Source organism: Stenotrophomonas sp. FR010 (genome assembly GCF_047520755.2).
Lineage (GTDB): Bacteria > Pseudomonadota > Gammaproteobacteria > Xanthomonadales > Xanthomonadaceae > Stenotrophomonas > Stenotrophomonas sepilia.
Map to the genome: position 1 here is coordinate 1 of NZ_JAXBQT020000034.1, position 26,384 is coordinate 26,384.

The following is a 26,384-nucleotide window of genomic DNA, read 5'->3' on the forward strand; positions in this document are numbered from 1 at the left end:
TTCAAAATGGGGGCGGGGGGGCCGCAGGCCCGCCAGCGACACCCTCACCCGGCAACGATGTACTGCTGCAGTTGATCCAGCTCCCGCCGCTGCGCATCGATCACCGACTTCACCAGGTCGCCGATGGAGATCACCCCCAGCACCTGCGCGCCCTCCACGACCGGCAGATGGCGGATGCGATAATCGGTCACCAACTGCAGGCAATGCTCCACCTGCTCGCCCGGCGACACCGTCACCACCTGCGACGTCATGATCTCTGCCACCGCCGTATCGCGCGAAGAGCGATCACGCAACACGATCTTGCGCGCGTAATCACGCTCGGACAGGATTCCCACCAGCCGCGGGCCGTCCATCACCAGCACCGCACCGATGCCCTTTTCCGCCATCAACCGGATCGCATCGATCACCGACGCATCCGGCGCGACCGCATGTACTTCAGGAGACTTGCCGTCCAACAGTTGCCGTACCGTGGTCATCTGCCTGCCCTCCCAGGGTGGGTTGCGGGACCGAGTCTGCCACGGACGATGCTAGCCAGGCGTCAACCAGGTACAACGGCCGCTGCTTGGACTCCTCGTACAGCCGCCCCAGGTACTCGCCGATCAGGCCAAGCGCGATCAGCTGCACGCCGCCCAGGAACAGGATCACCGCCATCATCGTCGGCCAGCCCGCCGCCCGGTCGCCATACAGCGCCGCCTTCACGATCACCCACAGGCCGAACACGAAAGCGACGGCCGCGGTTGCCAGCCCGAGGTAGGTCGCCGCCCGCAACGGCACGGTCGAGAACCCGGTGATGCCTTCGAGGGCGAAATTCCACAGCCGCCACAGGCTGAACTTGCTGCTGCCGGCCACACGCGCGTGGCGGTGGTAGGGCACGGCGATCCGCTTGAATCCCACCCAGCTGAAAAGTCCCTTCATGAAGCGGTGGCGCTCGCGCATCCCGCGCAGGGCGTTCAGCGCGCGCGGTGACAGCAGGCGGAAGTCCCCGGTATCGGCCGGAATCGGTGTCCGCGACAGGCGGCCCATCACTCGATAGAACATCGCTGCCGTGGCCCGCTTGATCCAGGCCTCGCCATCGCGGGCCATGCGCGTGCCGTAGACGTTGTCATGCCCTTCGCGCCAGCGCGCGACGAACTGCGGCACCAGCTCCGGCGGGTCCTGGCCGTCGGCATCGAGGATCATCGCCGCACCCTCGTGCACCAGATCCAGGCCGGCGGTCAGCGCCGCTTCCTTGCCGAAGTTGCGCGACAGCTTCAGCGCCGATACGCGTGCATCGGCCTGGGCCAGCCCGGCGATCACGTCCCAGGTGCGGTCATGGCTGCCGTCGTCCACATAGAGGATGTGACCGTCGATGTCGGGCATGCCGTCGAGCACCGCGCACAGCCGTGGATGCAGCAGCGGCAGTGCCAGGGCCTCGTTGTAGGCGGCGATGACGAAGGTAAGCCGTTCGCGGGTCATGGCCGGATTGTACGTTGCCGGCACGTGCCCGGCCCGTCGCCTGCCAATTGCAGCGCCGGGCTCAGTCCTCCGACAGATAGGACGCACCACCCAGCTGGCGCGCCTGGCGTTGGATCCACGCGGCCCGCCGCTGCACATACGGCCCAGGCTTTGCCGCGTTGTAGCGACGCGGTGCCGGCAACACCGCGGCCAGGCGCGCGCTCTCGGCCGGACTCAGCCGGGCCGCGTCCTTACCCCAGAATTTCTGCGCTGCCGCTTGCGCGCCATACACACCATCACCGAATTCGGCAATGTTGGCGTACATCTCCAGGATCCGCTCCTTTGGCCACAGCGCCTCGATCAGCACCGTGTACCAGACTTCCAGGCCCTTGCGGATCCAGCTGCGGCCCTGCCACAGGAACAGGTTCTTGGCCACCTGCTGGCTGATCGTGCTGGCGCCGCGCAGGCGCCCGCCCCTGGCGTTGTGGTCGCGCGCCTTTTCGATGGCCTGCAGGTCGAAGCCGTTGTGGTCGGGGAAGCGCTGGTCCTCGGCCGCCACCAGCGAGATCGGCAGGCTCGGTGCCATCTGGTCGACGTCGCGCCACTGGTAATGCAGCCGATAGGACCAGTCGGCCTCGCCCAGCGCCTCGCCATAGCGCCACAGCATCACCATGGACACCGGCGGGTCGATGAACCGCAGCACCAGCACCTGCAGGCAGCTGAAGGCGGCCAGCAGCACCGGCAGCCACAGCAGCCGCTTCCAGCGCCAGCGTCGCCGGCGCGGCGCGGCGACCACGGCCTCTACCTTGTGCTGCTCTCCCGCTGCCCCCATTACTGGTGCATCCTTCTTCTGTCTGGTTGTCGGCGCATTATCCGGCAACCGCCCCCGTTTACGCGCGATGTGAGCCGATGACCGCCAACCCCGATTCCCTGATCCGTTTCCTGCTCCCCGACGCCGGCGTGCGTGGCGTGCATGTGCACCTGCAGGCCACCTGGCAGGAAATCCTGTCCCATGCCGCCTACCCGGACGCCGCTGCCGAACTGCTTGGCGAGGCCTGCGTCGCCTCGGCGCTGTTCACCGGCCACACCAAGATCGACGGGCGCCTGTCGGTGCAGCTGCGGAGCAGCACCGCGCTGCGCACCCTGTTCGCCGAATGCACCGCCGCCGGCACCCTGCGCGGTATCGCCCAGCTCAGCGAGGGTGGCGACGCACCGCGTGACCTGTCCCGCCTCGGTGATGACGCAATTCTCGCCATCACCATCGAGAACCCCGGCCTGGACCCGCGCGAGCCGCAGCGCTACCAGAGCCTGGTCGCGCTGACTGCGCCGGAACTGGACGAGGCCTTCGAGGACTACTTCCGCCAGTCGGAGCAGCTGCCGACCCGCCTGCTGCTGGCCGCCGACCGCAACGGTGCCGCCGGCCTGCTGCTGCAGAAGCTGCCGGGCGACGAAGGCGACGAGGATGGCTGGGCCCGCGCCAGCGCCCTGTTCGAAACCCTGGGCAAGGCCGAACTGCTGGCGACCCCGGCCGAGCAGCTGCTGCACCGCCTGTTCCACGAGGAGCGGCCGGAACTGCTGGGCGACAAGCCGCTGTCCTTCGCCTGCTCCTGCTCGCGCGAGCGGGTGGCTGGCATGCTGCAGTCATTGGGCGAGGACGAAGCCCGCGCGGCCGCCGAAGCCACCGGCGCCGTCGAGGTGCGTTGCGAATTCTGCGGGCGTGAGTATCACTTTCCATTGACGGAGTTCGGCATGCTGTTCCACGGCGCCCAGGGGGCTGTAGCGGCGCCTGAACGACTTCAGTAAACGGCAGTCTTGTACCTGGGGAGGATCAAGGCTTGTTAAGAATTCATAAACACCCTAGGATCGAGTTCCCGTCCCCACGGGAACTTCCGTTGTCCGTCCCTGTCTGAACTGGTCCGATGCGTACCTTCCTGCGTCTACCGCTGGCCCTGCTGATCGCCCTTGGCGCGATCACGGGCGTGCATGCGCAGAGCAAGGACACCCGCACCGTGTTGCCGGTATGGAACAAGGGCAGCGGCAAGGTCGAGGCGCTGCTGTACCTGGAGCCGACCGGCGAACAGGCAGCCGGCGCCCGCTGGCATTTCGGCCGCAATTCGCTGGACGCGGCCTTTGGCCTCTCCTCCGGCGATTCGCTGGGCCTGCTCTGCAACAGCAGCAGCGGCACCAGCATCAGCGGCCTGGCCAGCCATTGCATGCTGGCCAGCCTGGGCGACGAGGACGATCTGAACAGCCGTCGTTTCAGCGGTACCGCCGCGCTGAACCGCGGCAACAGCCGCCTGGGCATCACCGCCGGCACCGGCCGTGAAACCCTGCCCGCCTGGTTGTCGGGCCCGAACAAGACGCCCTCGCTGCGCGCCGAGCAGAACGATCTGACCGTGTTCGCGCAGAAGAACATCGGCCGCGAAGGCTTCGTCTCCATCGCCGGTACCTACGCCAAGGCACGCCTGGTACCGCTGGCCGACGCTTCGCCGGCCATCGTCGATCGCTGGGACAGCAAGAGCCTGAGCATCGGTGCCGGTTACGGCAACTTCACCGGCAGCATCATCGGCCGCGTGGTCGACGTGCCGGGCAAGCCCGGCAAGTTCGAAGGCCTGGGCATCGGCCTGACCTGGCGTACTCCGTGGTCCGGCCAGCTGACCGTCGGCGCCGAGAACGTGATCAGCCGCGGCAAGAATCCATTCTCCCCGCGCAACGAAAGCAACGACGACGGCACCGTGCCGTACGTGCGTTACGAACAGGATCTCTGATCCCCTCAATCAGGTTCAGCAACGATATTCCCGAAGGCGCCGAAAGGCGCCTTTTTGCATCTGCGTGCCTGGCTCGCACTCGCATGAGCGGTATCGACGGTAGAGCGTATCGACATATTGGGATACATATCAGTCGAAACTTTTTTCATCATTCTGTGTTAACAAACGAGGCAGATCAGCATGACCATACCGGCAACCCGTTGATTGGGCTGGGAAAAGCGCTTTTTTACCAAAATCACAGACTTCATTAACACAGCTTTAATTCTTGGCGAACGCCCGTTACTATCGGGTCAGCCTCGCGATTTGGGAGCGCTTTTTCGCTCCCCCGCCGGGCACTAACCCCAGCCAAGATTTCTTGGAGAGAGAGAGAGCCAATGAAACTCAAGTCCAGCCAGCTGCGTGACGCAGTTGTGATCGCGCTTGTCGCCGGTGCCACCACCGCGACGGCCCACGCCCAGGAAGCGACCAACCTCGACCGCATCGAGGTCACCGGTTCGCGCATCCGTCAGGTCGATACCGAAACCGCCCAGCCGGTGTTGAGCCTGAGCCGCGCCACCATCGAAAAGAGCGGCTTCAAGACGGTTGCTGACGTGCTGCAGAACATTTCTGCCGCCGGCAGCCCGGCCATCAGCCGTTCCGAACCGCTGTCCTCCGGTGAAATGGTCGGCGGCTACTACATCGACCTGCGCAATCTGGGTGCACAGCGCACCCTGATCCTGGTCGACGGCAAGCGCCTCGGCGCCAGCGTCAGCGGTTATCAGGACGTGTCGCAGATCCCGTCGGCGATCGTCGAGCGCATCGACGTGCTGAAGGACGGTGCTTCCTCGGTGTACGGTTCCGATGCCATGGCCGGCGTGATCAACATCATCACCCGCAAGAATTTCGAAGGCCTGGAAGTCAACGCCTACACCGGGCAGTACAGTGAAGGCGACGGCCAGAAGCAGAGCGCCGATTTCGTTGCTGGCTTCACCGGCGATCGCGGCTCAATCACCATCGGTGCCGAGTACTCCAACGAAAAGGCGGTGTGGGCAAAGGACCGCTGGTTCTCCGAATCGTCGCGCACCAATCGCCATCCGACCGCCGGCTGGACCTCGGTCAGCCAGTGGGGCTCGGTGTTCGACCCGACCGATCCGGACGCACCGTCGCTCACCCTCAATCGCGGCGGCAATCCTTACAACGCGGCGGACTTCCACGAAACCGACCTGACCCCGATCACCGGTGACGTAAGCAACTCCAACCAGCAGATGCAGCTGCTGACCCCGACAAAGCGTCGCAGCGTGTTCGCCAACCTGCAGTACGACCTTACCGACAATGTCCGTTTCAGCGGTGACCTGCTGTACACCCGCCGCGAATCGGAAGCGCAGGTGGCCGGTTACCCGCTGCAGTCCGAAGCCTACGCCAACCTCGGTTCCATCTGGTCGGCCGACAGCTACTACAACCCGTTCGGCCAGGATATGGCGTATGTCCGCCGTGGCTGGGAAGTGCCGCGCGTTTCCAACAACAAGCTGACGACGTTCCGCTTCAGCGGCGCGCTGCAGGGCTCGTTCCAGTTCAATGACAAGTACTTCGACTGGGAAGCCGGCTACCTCTACCAGAACTCCGAAAACAACCAGAGCCAGACCGGCAACTACAACGTCCTGGCTGCCAACGCCGCCACCGGGGCCTCGTTCTACAACCCGGCAACCGGCCGCGTGGAGTGCGGAACCGCAGCGGGCTTGGCTGCGGGCACCAACCCGGCCTACGGCCCCGGCGCCGGCGGCTGCATCCCGTGGAACCCGGCCATTCCGTTCGGCCGCACCGGTGATGGCGGCTTGACCGGCAATCCGGACCTGCAGCAGTTCCTGTTCCCGACGACGCACAACGTCGGCGAAACCACGATGACGTCCTACTACGCCAACATTGCGGGTAGCATCCTGACCCTGCCGGCAGGCGACCTGGGCTTCGCACTGGGTTACGAGTACCGCGAGGAGAAGGGCAACTTCAATCCGGACGCGCTGTCGCAGTCGGGTTACTCCACCGACCTGGCGGCTGGCCCGACCGGCGGCAAGTACGACGTCAATGAAGTGTACCTGGAGCTGAACGTACCGATCCTGGCCGACCTGCCCGGTGCCAAGGAACTGAGCCTGAGCGCAGCCACCCGCTTCTCCGACTTCAGCACCTTCGGCAACACGACCAACAGCAAGTTCGGCCTGAAGTGGCGCCCGATCGATCAGCTGCTGGTTCGTGCGACCTACTCCGAGGGCTTCCGCGCGCCGACCATCGCCGACCTGTACGGCGGCAGCTCGCAGTCCTTCGAGTACTTCACCGATCCGTGCGATACCTCGTTCGGTCTGGCCGCAACCGACGCCGCCACGGCCCAGCGATGCGCTGCCGCCCTGGGTGCCCTGGCCCCGAACTTCCGCCAGCTGAAGCAGGGTTACGTCCCGGCTGAAGGCCCGGATGAGCAGAGCCCGGTGCCGTTCACCTCCGGCTCCAATCCGAACCTGACTCCGGAAACGTCCAAGTCCAAGACCGTTGGCCTGGTCTGGAGCCCGACCTTCGCCCCGGGCCTGAACCTGAGCCTGGACTGGTTCAACATCAAGATCGAGAACACGATCGTTTCCGATACCCCGACGGATCAGCTGAACGACTGCTACGTTCTGGGCATTGCTGAGCGCTGCAGCACCTTCACCCGTGACGCCACGCTCGGCTACGTCAACAACCTGACCTACGGCAGCCGCAATGCCGGCTTCATCGAAACCGAAGGCTTCGACTTCGATGCAAGCTACCGCTATGCGACCGACACCTGGGGCAGCTTCAACTTCAACCTGCAGAACACCTACGTCACCAAGAACGTTCTGAAGACGGCCAATGATGACTCCCCGGTGCAGATCTACAATGGCTTCGGCAGCAACTTCCGCCTGCGTTCGAACCTGACCGTTGGCTGGGAATTCGGCGACTTCGGCATCACCTGGGGCACCCGCTACTTCTCCAGCGTGAAGGAGCGTTGCTACTACGCCACCGAGTGCTCGCTGCCTGACTACGGCTCGCCGGATCCGGCTCGCAACCAGGCGCAGAACAAGCGCGGCGCCACCACCTTCCACGACGTCCAGTTCTCCTGGAACGCGCCGTGGAATGCGACCATCGCGGTCGGTGCACGCAATGTGTTCGACCACTACGGCCCGCAGATGTACTCGGCGCCGAACTCGCAGTACTCCTACTACGGCGGCTACGACATCGGTCGCCTGATCTACATGCAGTACAAGCAGAAGTTCTGATCGGGAACCTGATCAGCTGATGCAGCAACGGCCCCGAAAGGGGCCGTTGTTCTTTGTGCGCCATGGACGGGCGCTGGCCAGCGCACAACAAAAAAGGCCGCAGCATCGCTGCGGCCTTCCTTCTAGATCATGTCCGGGCGCTCATCCGTTCGGAATCAGCGTCTCGATCAGATGCTCGACGTACGCTTCGAAATCCTCGCGCGCCTGCTTGGGCTGCTGCAGCTGCAGCGACAGCTGCAGGAAGCCGACATACGCGGCGTAGGCCAGGCGTGCGCGATGCCGCGCGTCGGTCGAACTGAGCCCGGCCTGGCGGAACGAGGCGACCAGATAGTCGAGGCGACGCTGCGAGACCCGGTCGATCACCGGCCGCACCATCGGATGATCCAGGGCCTTCAGCAGCTCGCTGTAGATGATGTGCGGCTGCACTTCATGCGCCACCATCTGGAACAGCTGGCGCAGGCGCACGCGCGGATCCGGTACGTCTTCCAGGCTGCCGAACACCTGTTCCTGTTCGAACAGTTCCCAGCGTTCCAGCGCCGCCTGCAGCAATGCGTCGCGCGAAGGGAAATGCCAGTAGAAACTGCCCTTGGTAACGCCGAGCCGCCGTGCCAGCGGCTCCACCGCGACGGCGCCTACGCCTTGTTCAGCAATCAGGTCGAGGGCCGCCTGGGCCCAGTCTTCGGCACTCAGGCGGCTGTTGCGGCCGGCGCGCGGTTCGCCGGCGGAAGCGTCAGGTTGATTCATGGACTGATTTAACCATACGCCGGGGTTCGTTGCAGTACGCGGTTGCGGTCGAAACCGTCGCAGGCCCCTTGGAAGGGTCCCTCCACGCGCGTTCTGCAACGCACCATACCGTGCAGTATTGACTTCCCCTCGAAGCTCTCCATACTAGCAAGTATGGTTATGTCCCCCACTACCGCTGCGTTCCATGACCTGCGCCTGGACGCCGCCCATGGCGCCCGCCTGGCGGCGACCGTCAGCGACCATGGCCGGCGTGGCCGGGTCCTGTTCGCCCATGGCTTCGGCCAGACCCGCCACGCCTGGAATGCCACTGCCCGCGCACTGAACGCGGCCGGCCTGCAGACGCTGGCCTACGACGCCCGCGGCCATGGCGATTCCGACTGGAATGGCGCCGATCTGCCCTATCACGGCGAACAGTTCGCCGACGACCTGATCGTGTTGGCCGGCGAACAGCCGCGCCCGCCGGTACTGGTTGCCGCTTCGATGGGTGGCCTGTTCGGCCTGCTGGCCGAGTCGCGCTGGCCGGGCCTGTTCTCGGCCATGGTGCTGGTCGACATCACCCCGCGCTGGGATACCGCGGGTGTCAAGCGCATCCTCGCCTTCATGACCGCCCATCCCGACGGCTTCGCCTCGCTGACCCAGGCCGCCGACGTGATCTCGGCCTACATGCCGCACCGGCCGCGCAAATCCGAGCAGTCGCTGCGTGCGCTGCTGCGCGAGGATGGCCACGGGCGCTGGCGCTGGCATTGGGACCCGCGCCTGGTGGCCGAGCTGGCCCGCGACAGCGAACAGCACCAGGACGCACTGGCCGAGGCCGCACGCCAGGTGAAGTGCCCGCTGCTGCTGGTCAGCGGCGGCCGCAGCGACCTGGTCACGCCGCAGACCGTGGCCGAATTCCTGGCGCTGGCGCCGCATGCGCGCCATGTACAGCTGCCGCAAGCGACCCACATGGTCGCCGGCGATGACAACGACGCCTTTACCGCTACTGTGTTGGACTATCTGGACGTGTTGCCCGCAGCGGACGCTGCGGCTTCGTCCGCCACAAACGAGCACGTCACCGGAGCACGCTCATGAGCATCGTTCTTCCCTTCCTCGCCCTGCTGCTGGCAGGCGCCTTCGTCGCCTACCACCGCATGCGGCTGGTTACCTGGACGCTGATCAGCGTGGCCCTGCTGGCCGCCTGCTGGTTCATTCCCTACGTCAACCAGACCGCCACCATCGTCGCTGCGGCGGTGCTGGCGGTGATCGCCGTGCCGCTGCTGCTGCCGTTCATCCGCAAGCCGCTGCTGACCGGCCCGATGATGAAGGTGTTCCGCAAGGTGCTGCCGCCGTTGTCGCAGACCGAGCGCATTGCGCTGGAAACCGGCTCGGTCGGTTTCGAGGGCGAGCTGTTCACCGGTGACCCGGACTGGAACATCCTGCTCAACTATCCCAAGCCGCAGCTGACCGCTGAAGAACAGGCCTTCCTCGATGGCCCGGTGGAAGAGCTGTGCACGATGGTCAACGACTGGGAAATCACCCACGTCCACGCCGACCTGCCGCCGGAGCTGTGGGCCTTCATCAAGAAGAACAAGTTCTTCGGCATGATCATCCCGAAGGAATATGGCGGCCTGGGCTTCTCCGCGCTGGCCCACCACAAGGTGATCCAGAAGCTGGCGTCGGTGTCTTCGGTGGTCAGCTCCACCGTCGGCGTGCCCAACTCGCTGGGCCCGGGTGAGCTGCTGGTGCACTACGGCACCCAGGAACAGAAGGACCAGTACCTGCCGCGCCTGGCCGATGGCCGCGAAGTGCCCTGCTTCGGCCTGACCGGTCCGTTCGCCGGCTCCGACGCCACTTCGATCCCGGACTACGGCATCGTCTGCAAGGGCGAGTGGAACGGCGAGCAGGTGCTCGGCGTCAAGCTGACCTTCGACAAGCGCTACATCACCCTGGCTCCGGTCGCTTCGCTGATCGGCCTGGCCTTCCGCATGTACGACCCGGATGGTCTGATGGGCGACACCCGCGACATCGGCATCACCCTGGGCCTGCTGCCGCGCGACACCGCCGGCGTCGAGATCGGCCGTCGCCATTTCCCGTTGAACTCGACGTTCCAGAACGGCCCGATCCGCGGCAAGGACGTGTTCATTCCGCTGACCCAGCTGATCGGCGGCGCAGCCATGGCCGGCAAGGGCTGGAACATGCTCAACGAGTGCCTGGCCGTGGGCCGCTCGATCACCCTGCCGTCCACCGCCAGCGGCGGTGCCAAGGCCGGTGCCGCCGTGACCGGCGCCTATGCGCGCATCCGCAAGCAGTTCGGCCTGTCGGTCGGCCGCTTCGAAGGCGTGGAAGAAGCGCTGGCCCGCATCGGCGGCAAGGCCTACAAGATCAGCGCGCTGTCGCAGGCTACCGCCGCGGCGGTCGATCGTGGTGACGTGCCGTCGGTGCCGTCGGCGATCGCCAAGTACCACTGCACCACCATGAGCCGCGAAGTGATCTCGGACATGATGGACGTGATCGGCGGCAAGGGCATCATCCTGGGGCCGCGCAACTTCGCCGGCCGCAGCTGGCAGGCCGCGCCGATCGCGATCACCGTGGAAGGCGCCAACATCATGACCCGCAGCCTGCTGATCTTCGGCCAGGGTGCGATCCTCTGCCACCCGTGGGTGCTCAAGGAAATGAAGGCCGCGCAGGATCCGGATACCCGTGCCGGCCTGCAGGAGTTCGACCGCAGCCTGTTCGGCCACATCCGCTTCGGCATCTCCAATGCCGTGCGTTCGTTCTGGTTCGGCCTGACCGGTGCGCGCTTCGGCGCCGCCCCGGGCGATGCCTACACCCGCCGCTACTTCCGCAAGCTGGACCGTTACTCGGCCAACCTGGCGCTGATGGCCGACATCTCGATGATGACCCTGGGCGGCAAGCTGAAGTTCAAGGAATCGCTGTCCGGCCGCCTGGGCGACGTGCTGAGCCATGTCTACATGACCAGCGCCATGCTCAAGCGCTACCACGACGAAGGTGCACCGCAGGCCGACCAGCCGCTGCTGGCCTGGGCCTTCCATGACAGCGTGCACAAGATCGAAGAGTCGCTGTCGGCCGCGCTGCGCAACTTCCCGATCCGTCCGATCGGCTGGCTGATGTGGGCGCTCATCTTCCCGTTGGGCCGTCGTGCCGAGGCTCCGGGTGATCGCCTGAGCCGCCGCGTCGCCGCCCTGCTGATGGCGCCGAATGAAGCCCGCGACCGTCTCGCCAATGGCGTGTTCCTGACCCCGTGCGAGAACAACCCGGGCGGCCGCATCAACAGTTACCTGAGCAAGGCGATCATGGCCGAGCCGGTGGAGCGCAAGTTCCTGAAGGCACTGAAGAGCAAGGGCATCGAGGCGCTGGACTTCAAGAGCCAGCTGGACGAAGCCGTGGCCGAAGGCGTGATCACCCAGGACGAGCGCAGCCTGCTGGAAGAGCTGCGTACGCTGACCCTGGACACCATCACCGTGGACGACTTCGACACCCACGAACTGCGTGCGGCCAGCTACTACGACCGTCAGCACAAGGACCCGCATTCGCAGGCCGCCTGATCGACCGCGACACGCGTTGCTTCGACGGCGGGCCTCGGCCCGCCGTCGCTTTATCCGCCCACCGGAATACCCACCATGTCCACGCCCCTGCTCTCGCTCTACAACCGCCTGCAGCGCTGGCCTGCCGGTAACTGGCTGTTCTCGCGCGCGGTGTGTTTCAAGGCGCCTTACTTCGCCAGCATCGCGCCGCGCATCACCCGCCTGGAACACGGCCGCTGCGAAGGTACGCTGGCCGACCGCCGCAGAGTACGCAACCACATCGGCACGGTGCACGCGATCGCGATGTGCAACCTGGCCGAACTGACCGCCGGGTTGATGGTCGACGCATCGCTGCCGAAGGGCATGCGCTGGATCCCGAAGGGGATGCAGGTGCAGTACCTGGCCAAGGCGCGTGGCACGCTGCAGGCGGTGGCGCTGCCGGCACAGCCGATTGTGGTCGCGGCCGAGGGCTATGCGCTGCCGGTGACGGTGAGCGTGCGCGACCGCGCGGGCACGGAGGTGTTCAGCGCGGTAATCGACATGTGGTTGTCGCCGGCAAAGTAGTGTTCCGGCGAACGGCGCAGCCCCTCGTGGGTAGACGAAGCATGCGGTTTATCGGTTGGGCCGGAGGGGTGGGGCCGGGCGGGGACGCCGCAAGTACGTCCGTGTAGGCTTAGCCGCGCCATCCATGGCGCGGATACCCCGCCCGACCCCACCCCTCCGGCCTCGGACGGATCTCTGCGGCGTCTACCCACGCAAGAGAAAAAAGAAGAGCAGAAGCAGAAGCAAGAGCGGCCCACCGGCCGCTTTTTGCTGTTGCTGTTGCTCTTGATCTTCTCTTTCTTCTCCGTGGGCTGGCCGCACACGGAACCTGTCAGGGGTGTGGCGGGTGGGCCGTGCAGGGGCGTTGGCGCCATGGATGGCGCCATCGAGCTTACATGGACGTACTTGCAGCGTCCCCTGCACGGCCCATCCGCCACACCCAACACATGACCCGCTCTACGCGACCAACCCACGAGGGGCTGCGCCGTTGGCTGGAAACTACGCCAGCGCGCGAAACACCAACGCCAGGATCGCCGGCACCGCCTGGATCATGAAAATGCGGCGGCTGACGCTGTAGGCGCCATAGCATCCGGCCACCACCACGCAGGCCAGCGAGAACGTCACCAGCACCGGCTGATTGATCACCAGCCCCACCACGATGCCCGCCGCCAGGAAGCCGTTGTACAGGCCCTGGTTGGCCGCCAGCACGCGCGTGATCTCTGCCTTCTCCGGCGTGTTGCGGAAGGTCTTCAGGCCCAGCGGGCGGGTCCACAGGAACATCTCAAGTGCCAGGAAATAGACGTGCAGCAGGGCCACGAGCAACGTCAGGATGAGTGCGATCCAGTACATGGGCGGTTCCTTGGACAGGGATGGGGGGTCGGAGCCCGGGAAATCATCGGTCGCGCGGCAGCTTCTTTTCTTCGCGCAGTACACCGAACGCGGCTGCGGTCATGCACGCGGCCACCAGCATGCCGCCGATGAACACTACGTGCGAGCCGAACAATGACAGGCCCTTGTGCACCCAGGCAAAGCTCAGGTCCGCACCGCGGTAGACCACGGTGTCGATCGCTGCGCCGGCCTTGTAGCGCCACTGCCGGTCCACGCGCGTGTAGATTGTCTCGCGCGCCGGCTTGGCCAGTGCGAATTCGCTGGCCCGGGTCATCACCTGCACTACCGCGACCATCAGCGGCATCGGCGAGGCCGCCAGCACCGAGAAGCCGATCAGGATCGCGAAACCGGGAATCAGCAGCGCCGGGGCGATTCCGTGCCGGGACAGCAACCAGCGGGTCAGGCCCAGCTGCATCAACAGCGCCAGCGCATTCACTGCCAAGTCGATGCGCGAGAAAAACGCGGTGCTGGCTGCGGGGTCGGTGAACGCCGCACGCACGATCGCAGCCTGCTGGTTGTAGAGCAGCGTCCCCACGCCCACCCCGAACACCACCATGATCGCCAGCCAGCGCAGCAGCGGCTCGCGCACGATCAACTTCAGGCCGTCCAGCACACTGCCGCCCATCGGCTGCTCGCCGGACACCAGCTGCTGCTCGCGTTCGCGCAGCACCGCCCAGTGCCGCAGCCGCCAGATGCACAACAGGCACACGATCAGGAAAGCTGCGGAGACCAGCATCAGGTTGGCGATGCCCACGCTCTGCACCAGCGCACTGGTGATGATCGGACCAAGGAAGGCACCGACGGTGCCCGCCGCGCCAATGTATCCATAGAAGGCCCGGGCCTGCACATTGGAGAACACATCGGCCATGAAGCTCCAGAACACCGCCACCGCGAACAGGTTGAAGACGGTGATCCAGAAGAAGAAGGCCATGCCGCGGCCAGGCACGCCGCTGTCGAACATCATGTAGAAGCCCAGCAGGGTCACGATGAAGAACCCATACACCGCCGGCAGGAACACCCGTCGCGGGAAGCGGCTGACCAGCCAGCCGTACACCGGCTGCAGTACCAGCATGATCACGAACACGCAGGAGAACAGGAACTGCAGCACGAAGTCCTTCAACGCAATGCCGTGGCTGGCGAACCAGGCGATCAGCATCGGCGGGAACACGGTCTCCAGGTCGGCCGAGGCAGCCATCGCCTCACGCACCGGGCGCAGCACGTAGTAGCCACTGAGCAGGCAGAAGAAGTACAGGAACGACCACCACAGCGCCGGCGACTCACGCAGTGCCGCCGTCAGCCCATGCAGCGGCCCCTTGCCCTTCACCGCGCTCACGCGGCGTCCCTCGCCAGAAGACGGCGGTTGGACAGCGGCATGGCAGGCTCCGGGGGCGGTGAAGCGCGTACGTTAGCCAATGCACTGCAACATCGCCAGCAGCAGCCACGCAGAAGGCTGCAACGCAGTGTCACGGCCCCACCCATACGACACGTTCCGATACATGCCTTCAGGGCGTCAAAATTCCAACTTTTTCAACGAGATGCGCATTCATCTTCGCTTTGTTTGTGCACAAGGGAAAAGCGGCGCTAGAATCGCCATCAGCAGTCGCGCACGGGTCCAACCGATGAAAAAGAACAGCCTGCGTCGCCCGATCCGTTCGGCGGCCACCGGTTTGCTGGGCATGTTGATGCCCGTTGCCTTGTCCACCACCGCGCAGACACCGCCGGCATTGCCGCCGATGCCGACCAACATCGAATCCGCTGCCGGTCCCACTGTCGCCCACACCCAGCCGGCGGCCTACCGCACCGGCCTGGTGCCGCGCGTGCAGGCCCCGGCGCCCGGCTTCAACGTCGCCAACATCGAATCGATGGCGCAGCAGCTCACCTATGGCGAACGCGTGCCGGGCATGGCCGTGGCGATCGTGCAGGGCGGTCGTATCCTCAGCGCGCGCGGCTATGGCGTCACCGACGTCAACAATCCGCTGCCGGTCGATGCGCACACCGTGTTCCGCCTGGCCTCGCTGTCCAAGGCCTTCGCCGGCACCATGGCCGGCCTGCTGGTCAACGACGGCACGCTGCGCTGGGACAGCAAGGTCACAGACTACGTGCCGGGCTTCCGCCTGAACTCGCCGGAAGCCACTGATCGCCTGACCGTAGCCGACGTGCTCAGCCATCGCGTCGGCCTGCCGTACAACGCCTACGACCGCGACATCGAGGGCAACGCCGAGTACTACGCGCTGACCCAGAAACTGGCCAACACCAGCCTGAAGTGCCTGCCGGGCGACTGCTATGCCTACCAGAACGTGGCCTTCAGCCTGATCGGCGATGTCGTCTACGCGGCCTCCGGCAGTTTCTACGAGCAGTCGGTCGAGCGCCGCATCTTCAAGCCGCTGGGCATGAACGATGCCAGCCTCGGCCTGGCCGGCATCCAGGCCAGCTCGCGCTGGGCGCGTCCTCACGTGCGCAGCCGCAACGGCTGGGTCTCGCTGACGCCGAAGCCGACCTACTACCGGGTGGCCCCGGCGGCCGGCGTCAATGCCAGCGCCAGCGACATGGCGCAGTGGCTGCTCGCCCACACCGGGCACCGCCCTGACGTGCTGCCGGCACCGCTGCTGGCCACCCTGCATTCGAGCCTGATCAGCACCCCCGGCGAGATGCGTTCGGGCTGGCGCCGCGAGCGCCTGCACTCGGCCGGCTACGCCCTGGGCTGGCGCACCTTCGACTACGCCGGCCACGACGTGGTGTTCCATGCCGGTGCCGTGCAGGGCTATCGCGGCCTGGTCGCGCTGGTGCCGGAACGCGATCTGGGCATCGCCATCATGTGGAATGGCGAAAGCAGCCTGCCCAGCGGCCTGCTGCCGACCGTGCTCGACTCCGCGCTCGGCCTGCCGGCGCAGCGCTGGCTGGACGTGGACACCGACTTCGGCAGCGACAACCTGATGGCCGAGGGCGCCAGCCCGGCGCAGCAGGACAAGCGCAAGGGCAAGGGCGCCTCGGGCAATCGTGCGGTGGCGTCGCCGCGCTGATCAGGCGGGCTCGATCGTGTGTGCGAAGGGCGGCCTCCGGGTTGCCCTTTTTGTTGTTGTGTAGAGCCGAGCCGTGCTCGGCTGAGCGGAATTCTGGCGCAAGGCGGCCGAGCATGGGCTCGGCTCTACAGCTCCGCAGCATTAGTGCGCGAAGTAGTGCATGCCGCCGTCCACCGGAATCACCGCGCCTGTGATGTAGCCGGCCAGCGGCGAGGACAGGAACGCCACCAGTGGCGCCACTTCCTCGGGTTCACCGAAGCGTCCGATCGGGATGTTGCTGGCGATGAACGCACGCCGGCTTTCCTCGGTGGGATGCAGGCGTTCCAGGATCTGCGCGCTGTTGATGCGCCCCGGTGCAATCGCATTCACCGTAATGCCCTGCCCGGCCACCTCCGACGACAGCCCCTTGCTCCACAGATGCAGCGCCGCCTTCGCCGCAGTGGCCGCGTTCACCGCACGCGGTTCCATCGAACCGCTGAAGTTGATCACCCGCCCCCATGCCTGCGCCTGCATGCCAGGCAACAGCGCCTGGGTCATCCGCCGCGCGGCGGAAAAGTTCAGGGCGATCGCTTCCTCCCAGACATCATCATCGGCATCGACGGTGGTCGGCCGGGAGCCCCCTGCGGCGTTGACCAGGATGTCGACGCGTTGCAATGCCTCCCGGGATGCCTGCGCGATGTACCGGACGTCACCGGCCACGGTGACATCGCCGGCCACGATGACCGGTGCCACGCCGCCTTCGGCTTCGATCCGCGCCGCCAGCGCCTGCAGGGGTGCCCGCTGCCGTGACGTGATGGCAACGCGCACGCCCTGGGCCGCCAGCTGCCTGGCGACGGCGGCACCGATGCCGCTGGCCGCGCCCGTCACCAAGGCGGTACGGCCTGCAAGATTCAAGTCCATGGTGTTCTCCTGTCCGCATGGCCGGCCAATCCAGCCCTTGCACGACATGCTGTTTGATCACCCCTGATTGATAAACTCCGCGCAGGTTTCAGCATTCAACACCCGGGGTGTCAGATGAACCTGCTGGAAAGCATGCGGGTCTACGTGCTGATCGTGGACAAGGGCAGCCTCAGTGCGGCAGCTGCGGCGATGAACATCTCCGCGACGATGGCCGGCAAGCATCTGCGTGCATTGGAAGCACGGCTGGGCATGCAGCTGTTGAGCCGAACCACCCGGCGCCAGCACACGACCCCGTTCGGCCAGGACTACTACACGCGCTGCCGGGAGATCCTGCGCCTGGTGGACGAAACCGATGCGCAGGCGCAGCACCAGCACCTGGCACCGGCGGGCACGCTGCGCATCAGTGCACCCGTGATCTTCGGCACGCATGCACTGGTACCGGCACTGGCCGAGTACATGGCGCGCCATCCGGATGTCCGGGTCGAAGCGACGCTGACCGATCGCGTGGTCGACCTTGCCGAAGAGGGCTTCGAAGCGGCGCTGCGGATCGGCACGCTGGCCGACAGCAGCGTGCTGGTGGCACGAGCCCTGGCCCCTTATCGCCTGATGATGTGCGCCTCGCCGGCGTATCTGGCCAGGCATGGCACGCCACACAGCGTGCATGCACTTGCCGGCCATCAATGCCTGTCATTCGAACCGAGTGCACTTGCGCAGTGGCTGCAGGAGGACGCTGGCGAGCTCGACCACGTGCCCGACGGCCGACTGCAGATCAACAATGGCGAAGCGCTGCGTTCGGCGGCGCTGCATGGCTTGGGCATCGTCCTGCAGTCGACGCTGCTGCTGGCAGCCGATGTCGAGGCTGGACGACTTGTGCAGCTGCTCCCAGGGCACGGCCAGGCCGGTCGGCCGATGCACGTGGTCTATGCGCACGACCGTTACCACTCCACCCGCCTGCGCAGCTTCCTCGACTTCCTGGTGGAACGATTCCCGCCGGTAGTCACCCCACCAGGCGATCGAAGCCGCCCATAAAAAAACCCCCTCCCCGCTGGGCAGCCAGGGAAGGGGGTTTCAGGATGCGGCTATCGGGAAGTACTTAGATCAGCGGCGCCGGGGTTGCCGGCAGAGCGACCGGAGCGGCCTTCTTCTTGCGGGCGGCCGGCTTGCGCTTGGCAACCTTCTTCGCTGCCTTCTTCGGGGCAGCCTTCTTGGTAGCCTTCTTCGCGGTCTTCTTTACTGCCTTCTTGGCGGTCTTCTTGACGGCCTTCTTGGCAGTCGCCTTCTTTGCGACCTTCTTGGCCGGCTTGCGGGCCGTAGCCTTCTTGGCAGTCTTCTTGGTGGCCTTCTTGGCAGTGGACTTCTTGGCGACCTTCTTCGCCGCCTTCTTCACTGCCTTCTTCGCAGTGGTCTTCTTGGCGACCTTCTTCGCCGCCTTCTTCACTGCCTTCTTGGCAGTCGCCTTCTTCGCGACCTTCTTCACTGCCTTCTTGGCAGCGGCCTTCTTCGCGACCTTCTTCACCGCTTTCTTGGCGGCGGGCTTCTTCTTCGCAGCTTTCTTGGTTGCCATGGGATGGCTCCTCGTCAGTGATAGGGAGTTGAAACGCCCAGTTGGATCAAACCCGCGGATGCTGCGTGCGGGGACCGCCGGCGCGTCAGGCGCGCCGTTACGGATGCGGCGATGCCCGCCTCGATCGGCGGAGCGGACATCGGAACGGGAGGTGCCTTGCATTTCTCCGGGGGAAGCGGGGCCGTGTCCACCGTCATCAGGGTCGCGGTGGTCTTGAAGGGGCTGCTTCGCATCGGACGATTGATTCTGCGCACTCGGTTGGGCAGGCAAGGTCTGCTGAGGCGAAACCTAATCACGGTTTTTTTTACTGTCAACAACCCCCGCGAAAAATTTTCACATCCGCGCCTTTCCGAGCGCCGTCGGCGCCACTGCTCTACGCGGCCCGCGATGGCGGTTGAAGTGTCGCGCAAGCGTGCTGCATGCACCGGCATCGATGCATACGTTGAACAAAAAACACTTGAAATAAGCACTCCGCGCATTTAGACACAGACTCGCAACGGCATCGCGCGTGCGACGTCGACGGTCACCGGCGCCGCCACCAACGCCAGCACAACGGCGCCGCAACAGGGGGCGAAAAGTTTTCACATCCGAGTGCGTCGGCGCGGGGCTGAAACGCGGATTTGCGCAAAACTGCGCACGCCCATCGGCACCGTTCGCCTGTCGGCTGATGCCACGCCGAGGGTGCGCAGCGAACCCCGCGTCATGAGTCCGGTGCAGTCGCCAAAACAAAAACGGCCACCCGAAGGTGGCCGTTCCAGAATCCGGAAACGACGACTCAGTGGTCTTCGTTCTCCAGGGCTTCGGCGTACGCGTCCGGGTCCAGCAGCTCGTTGACCTCATCGGCGTTGGTCAGTTCGACCACGAACATCCAGCCTTCGCCGTAGGCATCTTCGTTGATGGTTTCCGGCTTGTCGGACAGGGCCGAGTTGACCTCGACGACCTTGCCGCTGATCGGGCTGTAGACGTCCGAGGCGGCCTTCACCGACTCGACGACGGCGATCTGCTCGCCGGCCTTGGCGTCGGCGCCGACTTCCGGCAGTTCGACGTAGACCAGGTCACCCAGCAGGCCCTGGGCGTGGTCGGAAATACCGACGGTGACGCGGCCATTGCCTTCGACACGGGCCCACTCATGGGACTTGAGGAACTTGAGGTCGCCGGGGATCTCGCTCATGGGACTGCTCCAGAGATATGCAGGGGTGGAAAAAACGGGGCTAGTGTAACCAACCGGCCACCACTGCTGTCAGTGACGACCGGCACGTACGGATCAGGCGTCGGCGAGCACGCCGGGCTGCGCCTGGCCTTCCCGAACGAACGGGAACTTGACCACCCGCACCGGCACCTGACGGCCGCGGATGTCGACGGTGACCTCGCCGAGTTCACCAGCCGGCACGCGGGCGAAGGCGATGCCCTTGGCCAGCGTCGGCGAGAAGGTGCCGGACAGGATCTCGCCCTGGCCGCTGGCCGTGGTGACCGTCTGGCCGTGGCGCAGCACGCCCTTCTCGTCCATCACCAGGCCGATCATCTGGCGCGCGGTGCCGGCGCTCTTCTGCGCCTCCAGCACGTCGCGGCCGATGAAGTCGCGGCCTTCGTCCAGCGACACGGTCCAGGCCAGCGCCGCTTCGTAGGGGCTGATCTCTTCGTCCATGTCCTGGCCGTACAGGTTCATGCCAGCTTCCAGGCGCAGGGTGTCGCGCGCGCCAAGGCCGGCCGGCTTCACACCCGCCGCCAGCAGGCGGTTCCAGAAGGCGACCACGGCGTCCTGCGGAAGCAGGATCTCGAAACCATCTTCACCGGTGTAGCCGGTGCGGGCGACGAACAGCTCGACGCCGTCATCGGACTGCACCTGCAGGGCGGCGAAGCGGCCCAGCTTGGTCAACGCTGCGCGGTCGGCTTCGCGGGACAGGCCGATCACGATGTCGCGCGCCTGCGGGCCCTGCACGGCGAGGATGGCCAGGTCCGGGCGCTGCTCGACGGCGACGTCGAACGGCGCAGCCTGCTCGCGCAGCCAGGCCAGGTCCTTCTCGCGGGTGGAGGCATTGACCACCATGCGGAAGAAATCGTCGCCCAGGTAGTAGACGATCAGGTCGTCGATGACGCCGCCGCGCGGGTTCAGCATGCACGAGTACAGCGCCTTGCCGGTCACCTTCAGCTTGTCGATCGAGTTGGCCAGCAGGCGGCGCAGGAACGGCTTGACCTGCTCACCGCGCAGGTCGACCACCGTCATGTGGCTGACGTCGAACACACCGGACTCGCGACGCACCAGGTGGTGCTCGTCCAGCTGCGAGCCGTAGTGGATGGGCATGTCCCAACCCCCGAAATCGACCATCTTGGCGCCAAGGGCGCGGTGGGTATCGTTGAGCAGCGTCTTCTGGGTCATGACCGGGTCCGGCAGCAGAGGAAACAGGAAACCCCATTATCCCAGATCGGTCGCCCGCAGGCGTGCCGCAGCGCAGCGGTTCATGCAAGCGGAAGTGCAACCCGCCCCACCCTTTCCTCTGCCGGCGAGGCAATGCCCGCAAAGCGTCGCAGCCGCCCGCTACAGGCGCACCCGCCCACGCAGGATGTCGAGGAACATCACCCAGTCACCCATGAACGAGTACAGCGGATGGCGGAACGTCGCCGGTCTGTTCTTCTCGAAGAAAAAATGGCCGACCCAGGCGAACCCGTAGCCGCAGAACAGGGCGCCGAGCAGGAACAGCGGCTGGCCGCGCAGCAAGGCAGTGGCGACCAGCAGCAGGACCCCGCAACTGCCGATGAAATGCAGCCGCCGCGATACCGGGTGGCGGTGTTCGCTGAGATAGAACGGATAGAACTCGCGGAAGCTGGCGAAGCGGGACATGAGCAGGCTCGGGGAACCAGGGTCGCCCACATCATGCGCCATCGCTGACCTTGTAGAGCCGAGCCATGCTCGGCTTGCGCGCGCCAGCGCGGTCGGAAGGAGAGCAGCCGAGCATGGCTCGGCTCTACACCGATGAGGTGCGCGGCCCGAACATGATCACCGCCATGCCGGCCAGGCACAGCGCTGCGCCCAGCAGGTCCCAGCGGCTGGGACGAATGCCATCGACCAGCCACAGCCAGAACAGCGCGGTGCCGATGTAGACGCCACCGTAGGCGGCATAGACCCGTCCACTGGCAGTCGGGTGCAGGGTCAGCAGCCAGGCGAACAGGGCCAGGCTGGCCGCCGCCGGCAGCAGCAGCCAGACGCTGCCTCCCTTGCGCAGCCACAACCATGGCAGGTAGCAGCCAACGATCTCGGCCAGCGCGGTCAGCAGGAACAGGCCAAGCGTTTTCACGCCTTCTCTGCTGCCTTGGCCTGCTGCCACAGTGCTTCCTGCGCATCCAGGTCCAGTTCGGCCAACGCCTCACCCTGTGCGTCGGCCTGCGCTTCCATCGCGCGGAAGCGACGCTCGAACTTGTGGTTGGCACCGCGCAGTGCAGCGCCCAGATCGATATCGGCATGACGCGCCAGGTTCGCGCAGACGAACAGCAGGTCGCCCAGTTCTTCCTGCAGGCGCGCCTTGTTGCCCGCGACATCGCCGCGTTCGAACTCCTCGCGCAGCTCCTGCAGCTCCTCGGCGGCCTTGTCCAGCACCGGCAGCGGACCCGGCCAGTCGAAACCGACCTTGGCCGCGCGCGACTGCAGCTTCACCGCCCGCTGCCATTCCGGCAGGCCGCGCGAGATACCGGCCAGTGCGGAGGTGTCCTGCCCGCCCTTGGCGGCACGCTCTGCGCGCTTGATCGCCTCCCAGTTGCGCGTCACCCCGTCGGCATCGTCCACTCTGACATCGGCGAACACGTGCGGGTGACGGCGTTGCATCTTGTCGCTGATCGCACGGGCGACCTCGGCGAAGGCAAACGCCCCCTGCTCCTCGGCCATGCGTGCGTGGAACACCACCTGCAGCAGCAGGTCGCCAAGCTCGTCGCAGAGATCGTCCAGGTCGCCGCGGTCGATCGCATCGGCGACCTCGTAGGCTTCTTCGATGGTGTAGGGGGCGATGGTCGCGAAGTTCTGCTCCAGATCCCACGGGCAGCCTCCCTGCGGGTCGCGCAGGCGCGCCATGATCGCCAGCAGGCGCTCCAGTTCGTTGCTTGCGGCGCTGCCGGTGGTGGGGGTGTCGTGCGCGCTCATGCGGCCTCCAGGGTCAATCGGACAACCAGTCACGCCATGGCAGGCTGGTATCACCAAGGGCAATGAAATCGCCGTTCAACAGGGTCTCGCGGCGGTTGTAGCGGAACGGCTTGCCGGTCGCCGCCGACAGTACCGCACCACCGGCGGCGTGCAGCACGCACTGGCCGGCAGCGGTATCCCATTCGGAGGTCGGACCCAGCCGCGGATAGACATCCAGGCCACCTTCGGCGATCCGGCAGAATTTCAGCGACGAGCCCTGCGCGATGGTCTCGATGCGGCCCATCCTCGCCAGCAGCGCCTCGGTCTCCGGTGAGCGGTGCGAGCGACTGGCGGCAACGCGCAGCGGAGCCGTGGCCGGCGTGCGGGTGCGCAGCACGGTGTCATGCAGGCCCTGCCGCCGATAGGCCAGTTCGCCGCGCATGGCATGCCAGACAATGCCGGTGACCGGCGCCAGCACCACGCCGAATGCCGGCGCGCCCTGGTAGATCAAGGCGATGTTGACGCTGAATTCGCCGTTGCGCTTGACGAACTCGCGGGTACCATCGAGCGGATCCACCAGCCAGTAAGCGCCCCAATGGCGGCGCTGCTCCCAGCCCACCTGCGCCGATTCCTCGGACAGGATCGGCAGGTCCGGGGTCAGCTGCCGCAGGCCCAGCTCAATGACCTGGTTGGCCGCCAGGTCGGCCGCGGTGACCGGGCTGTTGTCGTCCTTGATCTGGACCTCGAAGCCATCGGCATACACCTGCATGATGGCTTGGCCGGCCTGCTGGGCGATGGCGATGGCGGTCTCGCGCAGGTCCGTCGTCAGCTTGATCATCGCGTTCCCTGCAGCCACTGGCGGGCAATGAACAGCGCCGCCAGCGAGCGTCCCTCGGAGAAGTCCTCGCGCAACATCAGCTGGTCCAGTTCGGCCAGCTTCCACGGCACCACTTCCAGTTCTTCCGGCTCGTCGCCGGCCAGTTTTTCCGGGTACAGGTCGCGCGCCACCACCAGCCACGACTGGTGGCTCATGTAGGTCGGGGCCAGTGTCATCGCGCGCAGCACGTCGACCCGGCGCGCACCATAACCAGCCTCTTCCTTCAGTTCGCGGTCGGCAGCCTGCTCGGGGGTCTCGCCGGCGTCGATCCTGCCCTTCACCAGCCCCAGTTCGTAACGATGCATGCCGGCGGCGTATTCACGCACCAGCAGCACGGTTTCATCGTCGAGCATCGGCACCACCACCACCGCACCGTGACCACGGCTGACCAGGCGCTCGAAACGGCGACGTTCACCGTTGGAGAACTCCAGGTCCAGATGCTGGCGCTGGAAGGGGCCGTTCTCCTCATCGGTGATCCGATGGATGATCGGCAAGCGACGGCCGGCACGGTCATCGTTCATGCGGAATCTCCGCGGCGACCGGCGGCTGCGCCGGGGCCGATAGAATGTGCAGGCAGCAACATGTTCATGAGCCCGAAATGCTAGCAGACCCGACCCCCTCCCCGCTGGCCCGCCACTGGCGGCAGCGCGACCTGCAGGTGCTGTGGCACCCGTGCACGCAGATGCGTGAGCATCCGGACACCCTGCCGCTGGTGCCGATCGCCCGTGGCGAAGGCGCGTGGCTGATCGACCACGACGGCCACCGCTACCTGGACGCCGTCAGCAGCTGGTGGACCAACCTGTTCGGTCATGCCGAACCGCGCATCGGCGGTGCCATTGCCACCCAGGCCACGCAGCTGGAACAGGTGATGCTGGCCGGCTTCAGCCATGAGCCGGCCATCACCCTGGCCGAACGCCTGTTGGCATTGGCACCACGCCAGCCCGGCCGCGAGCCGCTGGCCAAGGTGTTCTACGCCGACAACGGCTCGGCCGGCGTGGAAGTGGCGCTGAAGATGGCCTTCCAGTATTTCCGGAACCGTGGGGAGCCGCGGCGCACGCGTTTCATTGCACTGGAAAACGGCTACCACGGCGAGACCCTGGGCGCGCTGGCGCTGGGTGACATCCCGCTGTATCGCCGCGTCTATGCACCGCTGCTGGCCGAAGCGCTGTTCGCGCCGTCGCCCGATGCCTACCTGGCCGAACCCGGCCAGAGCGCGGCCGACCGCGCGCGGCAGGCTGCCGACGGCCTGGCCACGCTGTTCGACCAGCATCCGGGCGAGATCTGCGCGGTGATCCTGGAACCGCGCCTGCAGTGTGCCGGCGGCATGCGCATGCATGACCCGGTCTATCTGCAGCGCGTGCGCGAACTGTGCGATGCCCATGGCGCGTTCATGATCGCCGACGAGATCGCCACCGGCTTCGGCCGCACCGGCACCCTGTTCGCCTGCGAGCAGGCAGGGGTGATGCCGGACCTGATGTGCCTTTCCAAGGGCCTGACCGGCGGCTTCCTGCCGCTGGCCGCCGTGCTGGCCACGCAGGCGCTGTACGACGCCTTCCTCGACGACTCGCGCGAGCGCGCCTTCCTGCATTCGCACAGCTACACCGGCAATCCGCTGGCCTGCGCGGCGGCACTGGCGACGCTGGACATCTTCCGCGACGACGATGTGATCGCCCGCAACCGGGGCATCGCCTCGGTGATGGGCACGCTGGCGGCACCGTTTGCCGACCATCCGCACGTGGCCGACGTGCGCCAGGCCGGCATGGTGGTGGCGTTCGAGCTGTCGCGCGACGGCAACAGGCGCACGCCGTTCGACCCGGGCCTGCGGCTGGGCCTGCACGCTTACAAGGCCGCCCTCAAGCGCGGCGTGGTGCTGCGCCCGCTGGGCGACGTGCTGTACTGGATGCCACCCTATTGCGTGGATGACGAACAACTGGAGCTGCTGGCACACACCACGCTGGCGGCCATCGACGAGGCGATTGCATGCGCGTGACCCGCTGCCCCATCGACCTGGCGCTGCACAGCGGCCAGACCGTGACCCTGCCGGAAGAGACGGCCAACCACCTGGTGCGGGTGATGCGCCTGCGCGAGGGAGACACCTGCGTGCTGTTCAACGGCGACGGCCATGACTACAGCGCCACGCTGACCGTGGCCGGCAAGCGCGAAGTGCAGGTACGCATCGATGCTGTGCAGGCCATCGATAATGAATCACCGCTGGCGATCACCCTGCTGCAGGGCATCGCCCGTGGCGAGAAGATGGACCTGATCCTGCAGAAGGCCACCGAACTGGGCGTGGCGGCGATCATTCCGGTCAACGCCGAGCGCACCGAGGTGAAGCTCGATCCAGCACGGGCCGAGAAGCGCGTGGCGCACTGGAACAACGTGGTGACGTCGGCCTGCGGCCAATCCGGGCGTGCGCGCATTCCGCAGGTGGGGCCTCCGCTGTCGCTGGCGCAGGCCGCGGCGGCGCTGCCAGTGGATACGCTGCGGTTGACGCTGGACCCGCAGGGCGCACATCGCCTGTCGACGCTGGCGGCCGCTCCGGCAGGCGGCATCGTGATCGCGATCGGCCCGGAAGGCGGCTGGTCACCGCGCGACCGCGATCAACTGGCGGCGGCAGGCTTCCAGGGGCTGCAGCTGGGCCCGCGCATCCTGCGCACGGAAACCGCGGGGCTGGCCGCGATCGCGGCACTGCAGGCGCGGTTGGGCGATCTGGGATAAGGCTGATTCGTTGTAGTGCCGGCCGCTGGCCGGCATCCA

The 26,384-nt window shown here is 66.1% G+C and carries 26 protein-coding genes; 11 read left to right on the forward strand and 15 right to left on the reverse strand.

The genetic code is table 11. From position 1 onward, the window contains the following. Window positions 1-44: 44 nt before the first annotated feature. The 3 genes from ACM0PK_RS20475 to mtgA form a co-directional block, all read right to left on the reverse strand. Complete coding sequence (locus ACM0PK_RS20475) at window positions 45-476, reverse strand: CBS domain-containing protein (protein WP_414607542.1); 432 nt, start codon at window positions 474-476, stop codon at window positions 45-47. Further along, window positions 436-1,455 (reverse strand): glycosyltransferase family 2 protein, encoded by a 1,020-nt coding sequence (locus ACM0PK_RS20480; protein WP_414607541.1) that lies wholly within the window; start codon window positions 1,453-1,455, stop codon window positions 436-438. The genes ACM0PK_RS20475 and ACM0PK_RS20480 overlap by 41 nt, the downstream gene beginning before the upstream one ends. Window positions 1,456-1,516: 61 nt before the next feature. Then, entirely contained in the window at window positions 1,517-2,266 is a 750-nt protein-coding gene (gene mtgA / locus ACM0PK_RS20485) for a monofunctional biosynthetic peptidoglycan transglycosylase (RefSeq protein WP_111200764.1), read from the reverse strand. A 77-nt stretch (window positions 2,267-2,343) separates the two neighbouring features. Here mtgA and hslO point away from each other — a divergent pair, with 77 nt between their 5' ends. From hslO to ACM0PK_RS20500, 3 genes are all read left to right on the forward strand, one after another. Next, a complete protein-coding gene (gene hslO / locus ACM0PK_RS20490; protein WP_414607540.1) occupies window positions 2,344-3,237 on the forward strand; it encodes an Hsp33 family molecular chaperone HslO in 894 nt (297 codons plus the stop codon). A 116-nt stretch (window positions 3,238-3,353) separates the two neighbouring features. After that, window positions 3,354-4,202 (forward strand): XOO1806 family protein, encoded by an 849-nt coding sequence (locus ACM0PK_RS20495; RefSeq protein ID WP_061478882.1) that lies wholly within the window; start codon window positions 3,354-3,356, stop codon window positions 4,200-4,202. Between the two features lie 374 nt (window positions 4,203-4,576). Beyond that, complete coding sequence (locus ACM0PK_RS20500; RefSeq protein ID WP_049412226.1) at window positions 4,577-7,459, forward strand: TonB-dependent receptor domain-containing protein; 2,883 nt, start codon at window positions 4,577-4,579, stop codon at window positions 7,457-7,459. Window positions 7,460-7,600: 141 nt separating this feature from the next. On the opposite strand, the gene ACM0PK_RS20505 is transcribed toward ACM0PK_RS20500, so the two are convergent. Further along, window positions 7,601-8,203, reverse strand: a complete 603-nt coding sequence (locus ACM0PK_RS20505; protein WP_005418411.1) for a TetR/AcrR family transcriptional regulator — start codon at window positions 8,201-8,203, stop codon at window positions 7,601-7,603. A 153-nt stretch (window positions 8,204-8,356) separates the two neighbouring features. Between ACM0PK_RS20505 and ACM0PK_RS20510 the strand changes: the two genes are divergently transcribed. From ACM0PK_RS20510 to ACM0PK_RS20520, 3 genes are all read left to right on the forward strand, one after another. Further along, complete coding sequence (locus ACM0PK_RS20510) at window positions 8,357-9,274, forward strand: alpha/beta fold hydrolase (RefSeq protein ID WP_414607539.1); 918 nt, start codon at window positions 8,357-8,359, stop codon at window positions 9,272-9,274. After that, entirely contained in the window at window positions 9,271-11,748 is a 2,478-nt protein-coding gene (locus tag ACM0PK_RS20515) for an acyl-CoA dehydrogenase (protein WP_061478883.1), read from the forward strand. Before ACM0PK_RS20510 ends, ACM0PK_RS20515 begins: the two co-directional genes overlap by 4 nt. A gap of 75 nt (window positions 11,749-11,823) precedes the next feature. Continuing rightward, entirely contained in the window at window positions 11,824-12,291 is a 468-nt protein-coding gene (locus ACM0PK_RS20520; protein WP_061478884.1) for a hotdog fold domain-containing protein, read from the forward strand. Window positions 12,292-12,768: 477 nt separating this feature from the next. Here the strand turns inward: ACM0PK_RS20520 and ACM0PK_RS20525 are convergent, their stop codons facing one another. Beyond that, complete coding sequence (locus tag ACM0PK_RS20525) at window positions 12,769-13,119, reverse strand: DUF1304 domain-containing protein (protein ID WP_065196653.1); 351 nt, start codon at window positions 13,117-13,119, stop codon at window positions 12,769-12,771. A 43-nt stretch (window positions 13,120-13,162) separates the two neighbouring features. Then, window positions 13,163-14,491: an NTP/NDP exchange transporter gene (locus ACM0PK_RS20530; protein WP_414607538.1), complete on the reverse strand. Its 1,329-nt coding sequence runs from the start codon at window positions 14,489-14,491 to the stop codon at window positions 13,163-13,165. Window positions 14,492-14,777: 286 nt separating this feature from the next. On the opposite strand from ACM0PK_RS20530, the gene ACM0PK_RS20535 reads away from it, so the two are divergent. Beyond that, a complete protein-coding gene (locus ACM0PK_RS20535) occupies window positions 14,778-16,178 on the forward strand; it encodes a serine hydrolase domain-containing protein (protein ID WP_005418422.1) in 1,401 nt (466 codons plus the stop codon). Between the two features lie 141 nt (window positions 16,179-16,319). Here the strand turns inward: ACM0PK_RS20535 and ACM0PK_RS20540 are convergent, their stop codons facing one another. Further along, window positions 16,320-17,078, reverse strand: a complete 759-nt coding sequence (locus ACM0PK_RS20540; protein WP_088496841.1) for an SDR family NAD(P)-dependent oxidoreductase — start codon at window positions 17,076-17,078, stop codon at window positions 16,320-16,322. Between the two features lie 114 nt (window positions 17,079-17,192). On the opposite strand from ACM0PK_RS20540, the gene ACM0PK_RS20545 reads away from it, so the two are divergent. Continuing rightward, complete coding sequence (locus ACM0PK_RS20545; protein WP_242892175.1) at window positions 17,193-18,107, forward strand: LysR family transcriptional regulator; 915 nt, start codon at window positions 17,193-17,195, stop codon at window positions 18,105-18,107. Between the two features lie 64 nt (window positions 18,108-18,171). Here the strand turns inward: ACM0PK_RS20545 and ACM0PK_RS20550 are convergent, their stop codons facing one another. Continuing rightward, window positions 18,172-18,642, reverse strand: coding sequence for a hypothetical protein (locus tag ACM0PK_RS20550; RefSeq protein ID WP_414607537.1), 471 nt, complete (start codon window positions 18,640-18,642; stop codon window positions 18,172-18,174). A gap of 111 nt (window positions 18,643-18,753) precedes the next feature. Between ACM0PK_RS20550 and ACM0PK_RS20555 the strand changes: the two genes are divergently transcribed. Then, window positions 18,754-19,125, forward strand: a complete 372-nt coding sequence (locus ACM0PK_RS20555) for a hypothetical protein (RefSeq protein WP_414607536.1) — start codon at window positions 18,754-18,756, stop codon at window positions 19,123-19,125. Window positions 19,126-19,417: 292 nt separating this feature from the next. Here ACM0PK_RS20555 and gcvH read toward each other — a convergent pair whose 3' ends face one another. The 7 genes from gcvH to nudE all read right to left on the reverse strand — a co-directional run bounded on the left by gcvH (window position 19,418) and on the right by nudE (window position 24,148). After that, window positions 19,418-19,813, reverse strand: coding sequence for a glycine cleavage system protein GcvH (gcvH, locus tag ACM0PK_RS20560; RefSeq protein WP_005418426.1), 396 nt, complete (start codon window positions 19,811-19,813; stop codon window positions 19,418-19,420). A gap of 93 nt (window positions 19,814-19,906) precedes the next feature. Beyond that, window positions 19,907-21,019 (reverse strand): glycine cleavage system aminomethyltransferase GcvT, encoded by a 1,113-nt coding sequence (gene gcvT / locus ACM0PK_RS20565; protein ID WP_414607535.1) that lies wholly within the window; start codon window positions 21,017-21,019, stop codon window positions 19,907-19,909. 159 nt (window positions 21,020-21,178) lie between these two features. Next, the gene (locus ACM0PK_RS20570) at window positions 21,179-21,481 is read right to left on the reverse strand and encodes an Mpo1-like protein (RefSeq protein WP_049415586.1); all 303 of its coding nucleotides are present in this window, start codon (window positions 21,479-21,481) and stop codon (window positions 21,179-21,181) included. 124 nt (window positions 21,482-21,605) lie between these two features. Further along, window positions 21,606-21,935 (reverse strand): YnfA family protein, encoded by a 330-nt coding sequence (locus ACM0PK_RS20575; protein ID WP_072168556.1) that lies wholly within the window; start codon window positions 21,933-21,935, stop codon window positions 21,606-21,608. Next, window positions 21,932-22,771 carry a nucleoside triphosphate pyrophosphohydrolase gene (mazG, locus tag ACM0PK_RS20580; RefSeq protein WP_414607534.1) on the reverse strand — a complete coding sequence of 280 codons (840 nt, stop codon included), beginning with the start codon at window positions 22,769-22,771 and terminating at the stop codon, window positions 21,932-21,934. The genes ACM0PK_RS20575 and mazG overlap by 4 nt, the downstream gene beginning before the upstream one ends. A gap of 13 nt (window positions 22,772-22,784) precedes the next feature. Beyond that, the gene (cysQ, locus tag ACM0PK_RS20585) at window positions 22,785-23,588 is read right to left on the reverse strand and encodes a 3'(2'),5'-bisphosphate nucleotidase CysQ (protein WP_053499520.1); all 804 of its coding nucleotides are present in this window, start codon (window positions 23,586-23,588) and stop codon (window positions 22,785-22,787) included. Continuing rightward, on the reverse strand, window positions 23,585-24,148 hold the full coding sequence (gene nudE, locus ACM0PK_RS20590) for an ADP compounds hydrolase NudE (RefSeq protein ID WP_005418435.1): 564 nt from the start codon (window positions 24,146-24,148) through the stop codon (window positions 23,585-23,587). Before nudE ends, cysQ begins: the two co-directional genes overlap by 4 nt. Window positions 24,149-24,225: 77 nt before the next feature. Here nudE and bioA point away from each other — a divergent pair, with 77 nt between their 5' ends. Beyond that, the gene (gene bioA, locus ACM0PK_RS20595) at window positions 24,226-25,617 is read left to right on the forward strand and encodes an adenosylmethionine--8-amino-7-oxononanoate transaminase (protein ID WP_414607533.1); all 1,392 of its coding nucleotides are present in this window, start codon (window positions 24,226-24,228) and stop codon (window positions 25,615-25,617) included. Next, the gene (locus ACM0PK_RS20600) at window positions 25,608-26,345 is read left to right on the forward strand and encodes a 16S rRNA (uracil(1498)-N(3))-methyltransferase (RefSeq protein ID WP_414607532.1); all 738 of its coding nucleotides are present in this window, start codon (window positions 25,608-25,610) and stop codon (window positions 26,343-26,345) included. Before bioA ends, ACM0PK_RS20600 begins: the two co-directional genes overlap by 10 nt. Window positions 26,346-26,384 lie beyond the last annotated feature (39 nt).

Coding starts and splice junctions, on each gene's coding strand:
- ACM0PK_RS20475 (WP_414607542.1), bottom strand. CDS start 476: ATGACCACGGTACGGCAACTGTTGGACGGCAAGTCTCCTGAAGTACAT.
- ACM0PK_RS20480 (WP_414607541.1), bottom strand. CDS start 1,455: ATGACCCGCGAACGGCTTACCTTCGTCATCGCCGCCTACAACGAGGCC.
- mtgA (WP_111200764.1), bottom strand. CDS start 2,266: ATGGGGGCAGCGGGAGAGCAGCACAAGGTAGAGGCCGTGGTCGCCGCG.
- hslO (WP_414607540.1), top strand. CDS start 2,344: ATGACCGCCAACCCCGATTCCCTGATCCGTTTCCTGCTCCCCGACGCC.
- ACM0PK_RS20495 (WP_061478882.1), top strand. CDS start 3,354: ATGCGTACCTTCCTGCGTCTACCGCTGGCCCTGCTGATCGCCCTTGGC.
- ACM0PK_RS20500 (WP_049412226.1), top strand. CDS start 4,577: ATGAAACTCAAGTCCAGCCAGCTGCGTGACGCAGTTGTGATCGCGCTT.
- ACM0PK_RS20505 (WP_005418411.1), bottom strand. CDS start 8,203: ATGAATCAACCTGACGCTTCCGCCGGCGAACCGCGCGCCGGCCGCAAC.
- ACM0PK_RS20510 (WP_414607539.1), top strand. CDS start 8,357: ATGGTTATGTCCCCCACTACCGCTGCGTTCCATGACCTGCGCCTGGAC.
- ACM0PK_RS20515 (WP_061478883.1), top strand. CDS start 9,271: ATGAGCATCGTTCTTCCCTTCCTCGCCCTGCTGCTGGCAGGCGCCTTC.
- ACM0PK_RS20520 (WP_061478884.1), top strand. CDS start 11,824: ATGTCCACGCCCCTGCTCTCGCTCTACAACCGCCTGCAGCGCTGGCCT.
- ACM0PK_RS20525 (WP_065196653.1), bottom strand. CDS start 13,119: ATGTACTGGATCGCACTCATCCTGACGTTGCTCGTGGCCCTGCTGCAC.
- ACM0PK_RS20535 (WP_005418422.1), top strand. CDS start 14,778: ATGAAAAAGAACAGCCTGCGTCGCCCGATCCGTTCGGCGGCCACCGGT.
- ACM0PK_RS20540 (WP_088496841.1), bottom strand. CDS start 17,078: ATGGACTTGAATCTTGCAGGCCGTACCGCCTTGGTGACGGGCGCGGCC.
- ACM0PK_RS20545 (WP_242892175.1), top strand. CDS start 17,193: ATGAACCTGCTGGAAAGCATGCGGGTCTACGTGCTGATCGTGGACAAG.
- ACM0PK_RS20550 (WP_414607537.1), bottom strand. CDS start 18,642: ATGGCAACCAAGAAAGCTGCGAAGAAGAAGCCCGCCGCCAAGAAAGCG.
- ACM0PK_RS20555 (WP_414607536.1), top strand. CDS start 18,754: ATGCCCGCCTCGATCGGCGGAGCGGACATCGGAACGGGAGGTGCCTTG.
- gcvH (WP_005418426.1), bottom strand. CDS start 19,813: ATGAGCGAGATCCCCGGCGACCTCAAGTTCCTCAAGTCCCATGAGTGG.
- gcvT (WP_414607535.1), bottom strand. CDS start 21,019: ATGACCCAGAAGACGCTGCTCAACGATACCCACCGCGCCCTTGGCGCC.
- ACM0PK_RS20570 (WP_049415586.1), bottom strand. CDS start 21,481: ATGTCCCGCTTCGCCAGCTTCCGCGAGTTCTATCCGTTCTATCTCAGC.
- mazG (WP_414607534.1), bottom strand. CDS start 22,771: ATGAGCGCGCACGACACCCCCACCACCGGCAGCGCCGCAAGCAACGAA.
- cysQ (WP_053499520.1), bottom strand. CDS start 23,588: ATGATCAAGCTGACGACGGACCTGCGCGAGACCGCCATCGCCATCGCC.
- nudE (WP_005418435.1), bottom strand. CDS start 24,148: ATGAACGATGACCGTGCCGGCCGTCGCTTGCCGATCATCCATCGGATC.
- bioA (WP_414607533.1), top strand. CDS start 24,226: ATGCTAGCAGACCCGACCCCCTCCCCGCTGGCCCGCCACTGGCGGCAG.
- ACM0PK_RS20600 (WP_414607532.1), top strand. CDS start 25,608: ATGCGCGTGACCCGCTGCCCCATCGACCTGGCGCTGCACAGCGGCCAG.